This is a genomic window from Arthrobacter sp. 01T428, from assembly GCF_056398685.1.
Window position 1 is genome coordinate 1 of the sequence record NZ_JBFTPW010000025.1, and the last position, 13,042, is coordinate 13,042.

General features: G+C 65.0%; 11 protein-coding genes and 1 pseudogene. All 12 read left to right on the forward strand.

Features of this window, described 5'->3' with window-relative positions; all coding sequences use genetic code 11:
* A pseudogene (locus AC1DJB_RS20350) lies at positions 1-193 on the forward strand (sugar ABC transporter ATP-binding protein); the annotation flags it as partial.
* A 31-nt stretch (positions 194-224) separates the two neighbouring features.
* The gene (locus AC1DJB_RS20355; protein ID WP_476910760.1) at positions 225-1,655 is read left to right on the forward strand and encodes an aldehyde dehydrogenase family protein; all 1,431 of its coding nucleotides are present in this window, start codon (positions 225-227) and stop codon (positions 1,653-1,655) included.
* Between the two features lie 22 nt (positions 1,656-1,677).
* Positions 1,678-3,630 carry a 3D-(3,5/4)-trihydroxycyclohexane-1,2-dione acylhydrolase (decyclizing) gene (gene iolD / locus AC1DJB_RS20360; protein ID WP_476910761.1) on the forward strand — a complete coding sequence of 651 codons (1,953 nt, stop codon included), beginning with the start codon at positions 1,678-1,680 and terminating at the stop codon, positions 3,628-3,630.
* A complete protein-coding gene (locus AC1DJB_RS20365; RefSeq protein ID WP_476910762.1) occupies positions 3,627-4,424 on the forward strand; it encodes an HpcH/HpaI aldolase family protein in 798 nt (265 codons plus the stop codon). The genes iolD and AC1DJB_RS20365 overlap by 4 nt, the downstream gene beginning before the upstream one ends.
* A gap of 29 nt (positions 4,425-4,453) precedes the next feature.
* Positions 4,454-5,665, forward strand: coding sequence for a Gfo/Idh/MocA family protein (locus AC1DJB_RS20370; RefSeq protein WP_441437970.1), 1,212 nt, complete (start codon positions 4,454-4,456; stop codon positions 5,663-5,665).
* A gap of 2 nt (positions 5,666-5,667) precedes the next feature.
* Positions 5,668-6,684: a LacI family DNA-binding transcriptional regulator gene (locus tag AC1DJB_RS20375; RefSeq protein ID WP_306964426.1), complete on the forward strand. Its 1,017-nt coding sequence runs from the start codon at positions 5,668-5,670 to the stop codon at positions 6,682-6,684.
* 75 nt (positions 6,685-6,759) lie between these two features.
* Positions 6,760-7,692 (forward strand): hydroxyacid dehydrogenase, encoded by a 933-nt coding sequence (locus tag AC1DJB_RS20380; RefSeq protein WP_441433398.1) that lies wholly within the window; start codon positions 6,760-6,762, stop codon positions 7,690-7,692.
* Positions 7,693-7,787: 95 nt separating this feature from the next.
* A complete protein-coding gene (iolG, locus tag AC1DJB_RS20385; RefSeq protein WP_476910763.1) occupies positions 7,788-8,801 on the forward strand; it encodes an inositol 2-dehydrogenase in 1,014 nt (337 codons plus the stop codon).
* Positions 8,802-8,803: 2 nt separating this feature from the next.
* Positions 8,804-9,583, forward strand: coding sequence for an SDR family oxidoreductase (locus tag AC1DJB_RS20390; RefSeq protein WP_476910764.1), 780 nt, complete (start codon positions 8,804-8,806; stop codon positions 9,581-9,583).
* Positions 9,580-10,467 (forward strand): sugar phosphate isomerase/epimerase family protein, encoded by an 888-nt coding sequence (locus AC1DJB_RS20395; RefSeq protein ID WP_476910765.1) that lies wholly within the window; start codon positions 9,580-9,582, stop codon positions 10,465-10,467. The genes AC1DJB_RS20390 and AC1DJB_RS20395 overlap by 4 nt, the downstream gene beginning before the upstream one ends.
* Positions 10,464-11,489 carry a Gfo/Idh/MocA family protein gene (locus tag AC1DJB_RS20400; RefSeq protein WP_306964437.1) on the forward strand — a complete coding sequence of 342 codons (1,026 nt, stop codon included), beginning with the start codon at positions 10,464-10,466 and terminating at the stop codon, positions 11,487-11,489. The genes AC1DJB_RS20395 and AC1DJB_RS20400 overlap by 4 nt, the downstream gene beginning before the upstream one ends.
* On the forward strand, positions 11,489-12,982 hold the full coding sequence (locus AC1DJB_RS20405; RefSeq protein ID WP_476910766.1) for a CoA-acylating methylmalonate-semialdehyde dehydrogenase: 1,494 nt from the start codon (positions 11,489-11,491) through the stop codon (positions 12,980-12,982). The genes AC1DJB_RS20400 and AC1DJB_RS20405 overlap by 1 nt, the downstream gene beginning before the upstream one ends.
* Positions 12,983-13,042: the final 60 nt, after the last annotated feature.

Below are 13,042 nucleotides of genomic sequence, written 5' to 3' on the forward strand. Positions count from 1 at the left end.
CATCGGCTACTACGACAAGAAGGACATCACCCTGGACGAACTCACCGCCCAGATGGCCGGCGGCGCGGAACTGGCCGAACTCGCCCACGAACTCGAACAACTCGGCGGACACACCCAAGCCCTCAAGGAAGTCCAAGCCGAAGTCGCCGAAGTCACGGACGCGGCATACGAAAGCAACACCAAGCGCCACTAAGCGCGAACGTTTACAACCCGATGGAGCAACCATGGAAATGCTAATAGCCGGAAACTGGCGCGGCGCCGCCGACGGAAGGACAGAGGAAATCCGCTCGCCCTTCGACGGCCGGACGATCGACACAGTCCCCGTTGCGACGGTCCAGGACGCCCAAGCCGCCCTTGACCGTGCCGAAATCGGCGCCCACCTGCAAAGGACAACACCGGCCCACGTGCGTGTCGATATCCTGCTGCGCGCGGCCGCCCTGGCGGATGAACGTGCCGAGGACATCGCCCAGACTATTAGCGCCGAATCCGGTAAACCCATCACGGAAGCCCGGGGCGAAGCCAGTCGCTCCGGGAACATCATCCGCCTCGCCGCCTACGAAGGGAGCCAGCTGTACGGCTCCACGCTTCCTTTGGACGCAAACGCCGGGACAGGTTTGGACAAGATCGGCTTCACGCTGCGGCAGCCTGTGGGCATCGTCGTCGCCATCACGCCGTTCAACTACCCGGCCCTGCTGGTGTTGCACAAAATTGCACCCGCGCTGGCAGCCGGTAACGCCGTCGTCCTTAAACCGGCCCGCGCAACGCCGCTGACGGCGCTGAAGCTGGCGCAGTGCTTCGTCGACGCAGGCCTGCCGCCTGAGGCGCTGTCTGTGATCACCGGACCCGGCAGTTCCCTGGGCGACGTGCTCGTGGCGGACCCGCGGGTCCGCAAGGTGTCCTTCACAGGCTCCACCAGCATCGGAACGCGCATCAGCTCGATCGCGGGCGTGAAGAAGCTGTCCCTTGAGCTGGGCGCTTCGTGCCCGGTGATCATCCTGCCGGACGCCGACCTCGAACTCGCCTCCACTGCGGTGGCGGCTGGCGGCTACGTCAACGCAGGCCAGGTGTGCATTTCGGTGCAGCGGGTCATCGTTGACCGCCGCGTCGAGAAAGACTTCCTGGACGCGCTGGTCCCGAAGGTCGAAGCGATCGCCGTGGGCAACCCCAAGGAGGAGGACACGCGCCTTGGCTCGCTGATCTCCGAAGAGGAAGCCTCACGCGTCCACACCTCGATCCTCGAGGCCCGCCATTCCGGCGCCCGTGTCCTCACCGGCGGTGACCGTGACGGCGCCGTGGTGACTCCCGCCGTCGTTGCCGGCGTCGACCCCCGGTCGCCGCTGAGCCGGAACGAACTGTTCGGGCCCGCCGTCGCGGTCTCCTCCGCGCCGGACATGGAAAGCGCCATCGCGATGGCCAACGACAACGAGTACGGACTCGGCGCGGGAATCTTCACGAGCGACGTCGCCGGTGCGGTACAGGCCATGCGGCAGATCGACGCCGGCAACATCCACATCAACTGGTCGCCGCTATGGCGGGCCGACCTCATGCCCTACGGCGGCTTGAAAGGCAGCGGAATCGGCAAGGAAGGCGTCCGCTCTGCTGTCCAGGAAATGACCGAAGAGAAGACGGTCGTCCTGCACGGGCGCCCTTGGTAACGACGACAACGGGAATAAGGCAATGACCACCACACCATCGCAGACCATCAGGCTCACCACGGCCCAAGCGGTCATCAAGTACCTCTCGGCACAGTATTCGCTCGCCGACGGCGTCCGCCGCCGCTTGGTCCCCGCCGCCCTAGGCATCTTCGGCCACGGCAACGTGGCAGGCCTCGGCCAGGCACTGGACGAACTGGCCGACGACATGCCCTTCATCCAAGGCCGGCACGAGCAGTACCTGGCGCATATCTCCACCGCATATGCCAAGGCGAGCCGCCGGCAGGCAGTCCTCGCCGTCACGGCGTCCATCGGCCCGGGCGCGCTCAACCTCGTGACCGCCGCCGGCCTGGCAACGGTCAACAGGGTCCCGCTCCTGCTCCTGCCCGGTGACACCTACGCCACGCGGCACCAGGGCCCTGTGTTGCAGCAACTGGAGCACCCCACCGAGGCAGATGCCACGGTCAACGATGCGTTCCGCCCCGTATCGCGCTTCTTCGACAGGATCAACCGCCCGGAGCAGCTCCTGACCGCCCTTCCGCAGGCAATGCGCGTGCTCACGAGCCCCACGGATACGGGAGCCGTGGTCATTTCGCTGCCCCAGGACGTGCAGTCGCACGCCTACGACTTCCCGGCAGAATTCTTCGAGCCGCGCGATTGGAAGATCCGGCGTCCGCTTCCGGACCTGGAAGAGGTCGACGACGTCGCCCGGCTCATCCGTTCGGCCGAGCGTCCCGTGATTATCGCCGGCGGCGGCATCCACTACTCCGACGCCCACGCTGCGCTCGAGGCGCTGGCAGGCCAGGTCGGAATTCCCGTCGTCGAGACCTTCGGCGGCAAGGGCGCCGTGACCAAGGACGAATGGTGGCAAGTGGGCGGCGTCGGGCTCGAGGGCAACTTCGCGTCCAACACCCTGGTCAAGCAAGCCGACCTGGTCCTCAGCGTCGGCACGCGCCTCACCGATTTCGCTACCGGCTCCCAATCGATCTTCGAAAACCCGGACGTCCGATTCGCGTCCTTGAACATCGTGGACACCGATACCCGCAAGCAAGGCGCCACCGGCATCCTCGCGGACGCCCGCTTGGGCCTGGAGGCACTTGCCCGGGCACTGGAGGGCCACAGCACCGCTGAAAGCTGGCAGGAAACAGTCCATTCCGAGAAGGCGAAGTGGGCGCCCATCCGGTCCCAATGGCTCGACGCCGACACGCCATACCGCCCGGAAGACCACCCGGACGCGCCGGTCACCGGAGCCGTCCTGACCCAGCCGCAGCTGATCGGACTCATGCAGGAGCACGCCCGCTCCGGCGACACCATCATCGCCGCGGCCGGAGGACCTCCCGGTGACCTGCAAAAAGTCTGGGATGCCACGGGCAACCGCAATTGCCACCTGGAATTCGGTTTCTCCTGCATGGGTTACGAAATCGCAGCCGGCATGGGCGTCCGCCTGGCCGAGGGCAACAACGACAACCGGGTGGTCACCTTCATCGGTGATGGCACGTTCCTCATGGCACCCACGGAAATCCTCACCGCGGCCCAGGAAGGCCTCAACGTCACGGTTGTCGTCTCCGAGAACCACGGCTACCAGGTCATCCACCGCCTGCAAATGAACCGCATGGGACGCGAATTCGGCAACGAGTTCCGCTACCGCACCACCGGTGGCAGCGTTGCCGTCGACGACGCCCCCAAGGCGCGGCTGGACGGCGACTACCTCAAGGTGGACCTCCGGCAGATCGCGGAAGGCCTGGGTGCCCTCGCCATCCGGGCCACCACGGCGGCAGAGGTCCGGGAAGCGCTGGCCTCCACGCGCGATACCCAAGGACCCGTCGTGATCGTGGTGCCCACCGTTCCCCATGTCGACCTGCCTGGCGGCGACGTCTGGTGGGACGTAGCTCCCGCGGAAGTGTCCGGACAGGAATGGGTCCGTTCATTGCGCTCGGACTACGAGAAGGCAAAGAGCCGCCAGCGGTGGTTCGGATGAGCGCCTCGGGTGGCCGCAACTACGACGGCGGACCGCTCGACGGCGGCCGGCTGCGGCGCCGCTTGGCGGCCGGAGAGGTGACCCTGGGAACCTTTGTTGGCATGGCATCCGCAACCGCGGTGGAAGTGTGCGCCGCTGCCGGCGCGGACTGGGTCTTGGTCGATCTTGAGCACGGTTCCGGCGGTGAGGATGCGGTCCGCGACGGTGTCCTCGCGGCCGGAAGCTACGGCGTCCCCACCATTGTTCGAGTGGAGAGCGGAGAAAGGATACGCATCGGCCGGGTCCTGGACCAAGGCGCGGCAGGCATCATGGTGCCCCGCCTGAATTCCGTGGAGGAAGCCGGCCAAACCGTGAAGCACATGCTGTATCCGCCGTACGGCGACCGCGGCGTGGCAACGTACAACCGCGCGTGCCGCTGGGGCATGGACCGGGCTCCGTTGACCGCAGACCAGCAGTCAGCCGTGGGAATCGTCCAGATCGAGACTCTCGACGCGCTGGGGCACGTGGAGGAGATCGCGGCGCAGGGCGGCGTGGATGTCCTTTTCGTCGGACCGATGGACATGTCCTTCGCTTTGGGTGTCCCGATGCAACTGGACAGCAATGTCTTCCAGGAGGCCCTCCAACGGGTGGTCGCGGCCGCCCAACTGCACAACAAAGCTGCCGGCATCCTCGCGGTGGACGGTATGGCTGCGGCCAAGTACGTCCGCCAGGGCTTCCGTTTCGTGGCGATCGGATCAGACTCCACCATCATGGCGGCGGCGTTCCGGGACGCCTTCGACACCGCCCGCAACTGACAAGAATTTTCAACAAGAAAGGCATGAACGTGAGCCCAGAATCCCGCACAGTCGGTGTAGGCCTTATCAGCGTCGGATGGATGGGAAAGCTCCACTCGCGCGCTTACCAGACGGTCCCCTACGCCTACCCCGAGCTTGGCTTGACCACCAAGCTCGTCATCGCGGCGGACACAGCGCCGGACCGGGTGGACTACGCCCGCGATGTCCTCGGCTTCGCGGAAGGAACCACCGACTACCACGATGTCCTGAACCACCCGGACGTCGATGTCGTTTCCATCTGCGCCCCCAACTTCCTGCATGCCGAAATCGGCATCGCGGCTGCCAAAGCCGGCAAGCACTTCTGGATCGAAAAGCCTGTTGGACGCGGCTACGAAGAAACCGTAGCCGTGCAGGAAGCCGCCGTGGAGGCCGGCGTCGTGACCTCCATCGGCTACAACTACCGCCACGCCCCGGCCGTGGAGCACGCCAGGAAGCTCATCGCGGACGGGCGCCTTGGGCGCATCACGAACGTCCGCGCAGTGTTCTTCTCCGGATACGCTTCCGAGCCCAACGGCGCTTTGTCCTGGCGCTTTGACCGGAAACTCGCCGGCACCGGCGTGCTGGCGGACTTGTTCAGCCACGCAACCGACCTGTGCCAATATGTAGTTGGGCCCATCGCCGAGGTAACCGCGCTCACAAGCACGGTCTACACGCAGCGCCCCAAGCTGGCGATGGGGTCAGGGACGCACTTCGCGGTGATCGAAAACGGTGAAATGGGAGAGGTCGAGAATGAGGATTACGCTGCAGCGCTGGTCCGCTTCGGCCCGTCCGCCCGCGGGGCAGGCGCCGTCGGCACCATCGAATCCTCGCGCGTTGCCGTTGGACCCGAATGCGGTTACCAGATCGAAGTCTACGGGACCGAAGGCTCGCTCAAATGGGACTTCGAGCGCATGAACGAACTCAAGGTCTGCCTGGGCCGCAACAACGACGAGCAAGGCTACACCACGGTCAACGCCAGTCCCCGTCACGGCGATTACGCTCACTTCCAGCCCGGGCCCGGCAACAGCATGGGTTTTGACGACCTCAAGGTCATCGAAGCCAAGAAGTTCCTGGTCGCCGTCACTGGAGGAGCACAGGAAAACTCCAACATCCACGACGCCGCATCGGCCGCTGCCATTGTCAGCGCCGCCGAAGCGTCCTCGCTGTCAGGTCAATGGCAGAAGATCGAGGAAATCCACGGCACCACGGCAGCGCGGGCATAACCATGGCACCTCCATCCGCCCGGCGGCCGACGATCATGGACGTGGCAGAACGCGCCGGCGTTTCCAAGTCCTTGGTCTCCCTCGTGCTGCGCGACTCACCGCGCGTCAGCGACGAACGCCGCCAGCGGGTGCTCAAGGCTGTTGAAGAGATGGGCTTCGAGTTGAACCTCGCAGCCCGGTCCCTGGCAACACGGGACAGCGGAACCATCGGTGTGCTGGTCAGCGACATGCACAACCCGTGGGCCTTTGACGTCGCAGACGCCGCACGGACCGTACTTGAAGAGGCCGGGCACACCGTCCTCTTCAGTGCGGTCACCGCGGCGGGCAGGGGAGTGGACCAGTCCATCCTCCAGGCCTTCCGGGACTTGCGGGTCGCGGGCCTGCTCGTCGTCGGAACCGTGCCTGACAAAGCACCGTTCAGCCGTGCCGTTTCCGGCGGGGCTGTGGTCTTTGCAGGTGGCGGACCGGACTACATCGATACCGCCGATATCGTGCGGAGCGACGATGCCCTCGGCATGTCCATGGTTGTTGAGCACCTGATCGCCCAGGGACACGAGAACATCGTGCACCTTGGCGGCCTGGGTGGCTCGGTTGGCCGCGAACGCGTGGACGGGTATTCGGCGGCAATGGAAGAGCACGGTCTGGCCCGTTATATCCGCGTGGTCGACGCCGACTTCTTCCAGGAGTCCGGCTATGTTGCCGCCCAAAGGGCGCTTGGTTCCCGCTCCACGCACCAGCGCCCCACGGCGCTGGCCTGCATCAATGACCTCGCCGCTTTTGGTGCCATGACCGCTGCCGATGAACGCGGCGTCGAAATAGCCGTCACCGGTTATGACAACATCGCGCTCGGTGCAATGCCGCGCCTGGGACTGACCACCGTTGACCCGGACAGCTCCACCATTGGCGTCACAGGGGCCAAGACCCTCCTGGAACGCATCCATGGTGAAGGCAGCGGCTTCGTCCACCATTCCGTCACGCCCCACTTGGTCGTGCGGAAGTCCAGCCTCCTGGGCCTTTAAAACCGAGGCCTCTAACACCTCGTAACTACGCCGTTTTCGGCGCAGCCCCATACCTCCACATCTTCAAGGATGACGATGGCTTCCATAACCACACCCCAAATCTTCGTCGCTCTCGGCAGCGTTGAGCCCGACCTGGTGGAACCGCTCCTGTCCGAACACCAGCGACTCATCCAGGACCCCACCGACGAGGACCTGGCCAACGCCGACGCAGCAATTGTCAGGGCCGCCTACCGCGTGGACCGGGAACTGTTGGACCGCATGCCGGCGCTCAAAGTCATCGCCCGGACCGGCGTCGGAACCGAGCTCGTGGACGTCGCCGAGGCCAATCGACGGGGAATTCCGGTGGTCATCACGCCCGGGAGCAACACCGCCTCGGTGGCCGAAGGCGTGTTCGCCCACTTGCTCGCCCTGGTCAAGAAGCTCTCTCCGCTGACCGCGCTGGTCCGTGAGGGACGCTGGGAGCAGCGGGCCGCCGTCGGCGTCGGAGACCTCGAGGGATTCACGCTCGGCATCATCGGATACGGCCGCATTGGCCGCCGGGTGGCGCGGATCGCCGAAGCCTTCGAGCTCAAGGTCCTCGCCTATGATCCGTTCGCGGAGGTTCCCCCGGAAATCCGGTGCGACACCGTAGAGGAGCTCCTTGAGGGCAGTGACTTCACTACCCTCCACGTGCCCCTGACACCCGAAAACCAGAACCTCATCAACGCGGACCGCCTCAAAGCCATGAGGCCCGGGGCGGTCCTCATCAACTGCAGCCGTGGCGGCCTCATCGACCTCGACGCCGCCCACGAGGCACTGCAGTCGGGACACCTGTCCGGTCTAGGCCTGGATGTGTACGATCCCGAGCCGCCCGCGCACCACCCGCTGTTCGACCACGAAAACGTGGTCCTGACTCCGCACTTGATGGGCTTCACACGTCAAGGCATGGCGCACACCGTCAGGGACGCCGCCCAGGGTGCGGTGGACGTCCTCGCCGGCCGCGCGCCCGCGGCGGTGGCCGGGCCATGACCGGTCCCTCAGTTGAGCATGTCCCCTTCAACTCTCCAGAACCAAGCCAAGGCCCCGGTCTTCGCCGGGCAGCCCACTAGAAAGGACCACTGCACATGTCCACTGATCGACCCCTCAAAGTCGCGCTGTTCGGATCGGGCCGTATCGGGCAAGTCCACGCCCGGAACATCGCTGCCCACCCGGACCTGGAATTGGCCTGGATCGCCGACCCCTTCATCGAAGGGGCCCGCACGTTGGCGGCCGGGACCGGAGCCATCGCCGTCGAGACTGCCGACGAGGTCTTCGCGAACGGTGACCTTGACGCCGTCGTGATCGGCTCGCCCACCAGCACGCACGTCGAGCTGATCTCGCGTGCCATGGCGCAAGGCGTGGCGGCCCTCTGCGAGAAGCCAATCGACCTCGACATCGACCGTGCGCTCGCATGCCGCGACGTGATCAAGGGAAACAACACTCCCCTTATGCTCGGGTTCAACAGGCGCTTCGATCCCAACTTCGCGGCCATCCAGCGCCGTGTTGTGGCGGGCGAGATCGGCCGCCTCGAACAGCTGACCATCATCAGCCGCGACCCCGCGCCGGCCCCGGCCGCCTACATTGCCACCTCGGGAGGGATCTTCCGGGACATGAGCATCCACGACCTGGACATGGCCAGGTTCTTCGTGCCGGACATCGTCGAGGTGTCGGCCGCGGGCGCCAACGTGTTCTGCGACTACATCGAGGAAGCCGGTGACTTCGACTCCGTGGTCATCACCCTGAGGGGTCGCGACGGCGAACTTGTCACCATCACCAACTCCCGCCACAGCGCCTACGGCTACGACCAGCGACTGGAGGCGTTCGGCAGCGAAGGGATGCTCAACGCGAACAACGTGGCCCCGACGACGGTGCGCAAGTATGGTGCGGCCGGCGCCGAAGAGGCGGACGCCTACCTGCCGTTCTTCCTTGAGCGTTACGCCGAGGCCTACCGGAACGAGTTGGACAGTTTCGCCAGGGCCATCCGCTCGGGCACTGCCTGCAGTCCAGGATTCGACGACGGCCTGCAGGCGCTAGCCCTGGCCAACGCGGCCGAGGAGTCCGCCCGTTCGGGCCGCGCAGTTAAGATCGGGCAGCCGTAGCCATGCCACTTCTCCAAGACAAAGTGATCCTCATCAGCGGGGGCACGCAGGGTTTGGGGGCCGGCGTCGCACGACGCGCAGCCGCCGAAGGTGCGGCCGGGATTGCGATCACCGGGCGGAACGCGGACTCAGGTGAACGGCTCGCCGCGGAGATCACAGCCTCCGGCGTCGAAACCCGGTTCATCAAGACGGACCTCGCCGACGTCGAACAGGCCCGGAACTCGGTGCTTGAGACGATCAACGTTTTCGGGCAACTCGACTGCGCGGTCAACGCGGCGGGCCTGACCACCCGCGGCACCATGCTGGACACCACACCCGAGCTTTTCGACGCGCACATCGCGGTGAACCTGAAATCGCCGTTCTTCATCATGGCCGAAACCATCAAGCATCTTTGTAGCAGGGGTGTGCCAGGAAGCATCGTGAACGTCATCTCGATCGCCGAACTGGGCGGGCAGCCGTACTTGGCGCCGTATGTGGCGGCCAAGGCCGGCCTGGCCGGGGCGACCCGCAATGCGGCGCATGCCCACCGTTGGGACAAGATCCGCATCAACGGGCTGGATATCGGCTGGACCGCCACGGACGGCGAAGCCGAAACCCAGAAGAAATTCCACGGCGCAGGGGAGGACTGGCTCGAAAAAGCCAACGCATCCGTTCCCATGGGAAAGCTCGGACAAGTGGACGAGATCGCCGAATTCATTGTCTTTCTCCTCTCCGACAGGAGCGGTGTTGTCACGGGCTCGGTCATCGACTGGGACCAAAACGTATACGGAGGATCAGATTGAGCACCATCACCAAGCGCCTTGCCGCAGCACCCATTTCCTGGGGCGTCTGTGAAGTCCCCGGATGGGGCCACCAGCTTGAGGCCGACAGGGTCTTGTCCGAAATGACGGAGCTGGGAATCAGTGCCACCGAGTTCGGCCCCGCCGGCTTCCTGCCCGAGCAGGCCACCCAACGCGCGGAGGTGCTGAAGCGGCACAACCTCCAGGCCATCGGCGGATTCTTCCCAGTCATCCTGCACGATCCGTCCAAGAACCCCTTGGATGTCGTGTCGGCCGAGTTGGACGCGTACGAAGCAGCCGGGGCCAGCGTCATGGTCCTCGCCGCGGAGACCGGCGTCGCAGGCTACGACCAGCGCCACGAGCTCGACGCCGAAGGCTGGGAGCTGTTCGGCAGGAACCTCGACGCCGTGGTCAAAGCCGCCGCGGACAAGGGTATCCAGGCGGTGGTCCACCCGCATGTGGGAACCATGATCGAAAGCACCTCGGATGTTGACCGGGTTTTGAACGACACCGCGGCAAACCTGTGCCTCGACACGGGCCACCTGCTCATCGGCGGCACCGATCCGGCCTTGCTCGTCCGCGGCTACGCTGCCCGCATCGGCCACACCCACCTGAAGGACGTGCGAACCGCCGTCGCGCAGCGGGTCCAGGCCGGGGAGATTTCGTACACCGACGGCGTCAAGGCAGGGATGTACGTACCGCTGGGTCAAGGCGACGTCGGCATTGCCGGAATCGTCCGGGACCTGCTGGATGCCGGCTACGAAGGCTGGTTCACCATGGAGCAAGACACCATCCTCGAAACCGAACCCACCGACGACGGCCCGGTCCGGGATGTCCGGCAGTCCGTGGCCTTCCTGCGTCAACTCGAAACGGAAATCGAGCGATGAGCGCGGTCCGCTGGGGAGTGCTGACCACGGCACGGATCGCCCAGGGCAGGTTCCTGCCCGCCATGAGCCGCGCCCGGAACGCCGTGGCGTCGGCCATCAGCAGCCCGAACGGAAAGGCCGCCGAAGTCGCAGAGCGCTTCGGTATCCCCGCCGCCTATTCTTCCCACGAGGAATTGCTCGCCGATCCAAGCATCGAAGCCGTCTACCTGCCCTTCCCCAACTCGCTGCACGCCGACTGGATTGTTGCGGCCGCCGAGGCTGGAAAGGACATCCTTTGCGAGAAGCCGCTCGTCGCCAACACCCACGACTACCGCCGGGTGCTGGAAGCCTGCGAACGCAACGGGGTGAACCTGATGGAAGCGTTCATGTACCGCTTCCACCCCCAGCACCAGAAGGTCCGTGAGTTCATCGACTCGGGCAAGATCGGCGAGTTGGTGTCCATGCACGCCCGCTTCCATTTCGTCATGGACCGAAGCGAAGGCGAGGTCCGCCTCCAGCCGGGAATGGACGGAGGTGCGCTCAACGACGTCGGATGCTACGCCGTCGACATCATGAACATGGTCATGGGCCGCGCGCCGCAAACCGTCTACGGCAAAGGCACAAGCCGCACGGACCCGGTGGAAACGACCATGGCCGCGATCCTGGACTATGGGGACGTCCTGGGAACACTGGACTGCGGCTTCGAAGGCCCGCGCACCAACACGTTCCAGATCATCGGCACGAAAGGCCACATCACCCTGGACAAGGCCTTCGACCCAGATCCGGGCGAAATTGCCCGCGTTACCGTGTCCTTCCGCGATGGCCGGAGCGAGTCTGTCGACATCGGGGAAGACCCGTTCAAGACCGAAATCGAGCGGTTCAGTGCGTGGGTGCGTAACTCCGGACCCGAACTCGTCCAGAGGGAATTGACCGAACAGAACCTGGCCGTCCGCCTGGCGCTCCAGGAATCACTCGCCACCGGCTTGCCGCGGGATGTCAACGACGTACATGCCGTGGAGCACCACCTACTACAGGAGCAGTAATGACCATCATCAACCACTTCATCAGCGGAGCCGAGACTGCGGGCAGCGGAACGGGTACCAAGCCCGTCTACAACCCGGCCACAGGTGCCGTGACGGCCGAGCTTCGCCTGGCCAACCTGGCTGATTTGGACGCCACCGTCGCCGCCGCAAAGAAGGCTGCTGCAAGCTGGGGCGACATTTCGCTGGCCAAGCGCACTGCCGTGCTGTTCAAGTTCCGCGAGCTCGTCGCTTCCCACGTGGACGAACTCGCGGCCCTGATCACCGCCGAACACGGCAAGGTCCTCAACGACGCCAAGGGCGAGATCGGCCGTGGCTTGGAGGTTATCGAGTTCGCTTGCGGCATCCCGCAGTTGCTCAAGGGTGAGTACTCGGACCAGGTATCCACCGGGATTGATGTTTTCTCCTTCCGCGAGCCAGTCGGCGTCGTCGCGGGCATTACGCCCTTCAACTTCCCGGTCATGGTGCCGCTCTGGATGGCGCCGATGGCGATCGCGACAGGCAACGCGTTCATCCTCAAGCCTTCGCACCGCGTTCCTTCGGCCGCGATGCTGCTGGCCAAGCTGTTCCAGGACGCCGGGCTGCCGGACGGCGTCTTCCAGGTCCTCCACGGAGACCGCGATGTCATCTCCGGGCTCCTGACGCACCCGGACGTGGACGCCATCTCCTTCGTGGGTTCCACCCCCGTTGCCAAGCACATCGTTGAAGTGGCGACGGCGCACGGCAAGCGGGTCCAGGCTTTGGGCGGGGCGAAGAACCACGCAATCATCATGCCCGACGCCGACCTCGACAACGCCGCCGACCACCTGGCCGCAGCCGCGTTCGGTTCCGCCGGTCAGCGGTGCATGGCAATCTCTGTTGCGGTGGCCGTCGGCGATGCCGCCGATCTGCTGGTCAAGAAGGTCGAAGAGCGTGCCCTCGACGTCAAGGTCAAGAACGGCACCGACGCAGACGCGGACATGGGTCCCGTGATCAGCCCCGAATCCCGTGAGTTCATCGTCAAGACGGTGACAGAAGCAGAACAGGCCGGCGCCGCGATGGTCGTGGACGGCAGGGACTTGGTGGTTCCCGGGCATGAGGAAGGCTTCTGGGTTGGCCCCACCGTGATCGACCACGTCAAGACCGAAATGAGCGCTTACCAGGAGGAGATCTTCGGGCCTGTCCTGGTGGTTGTGCGCGTGGAGGACCTGGATGAAGGCATCAGGCTCATCAACGCCAATCCCTATGGCAACGGCACCGCGATCTTCACCTCCTCGGGAGCGTCCGCCAGGAAGTTCCAACGTTCAGTGGACGTTGGAATGATCGGCATCAATGTGCCTCTGCCCGTTCCGGTGGCGTACTACTCCTTCGGCGGCTGGAAGGCATCGCTCTTCGGGGACAAGCACATCTACGGACCCGAAGGCGTGTCCTTCTACACCCGCGGCAAGGTCATCACCTCCCGCTGGCCTGAATCGACCCACGCCTCAGGAGCTTCGTACAACTTCCCCTCCAACTAGTCGCCACTCAACTGACTCGCAGTAGATGTCGTTTTTAGCCTCCATAACGACATTAACTGC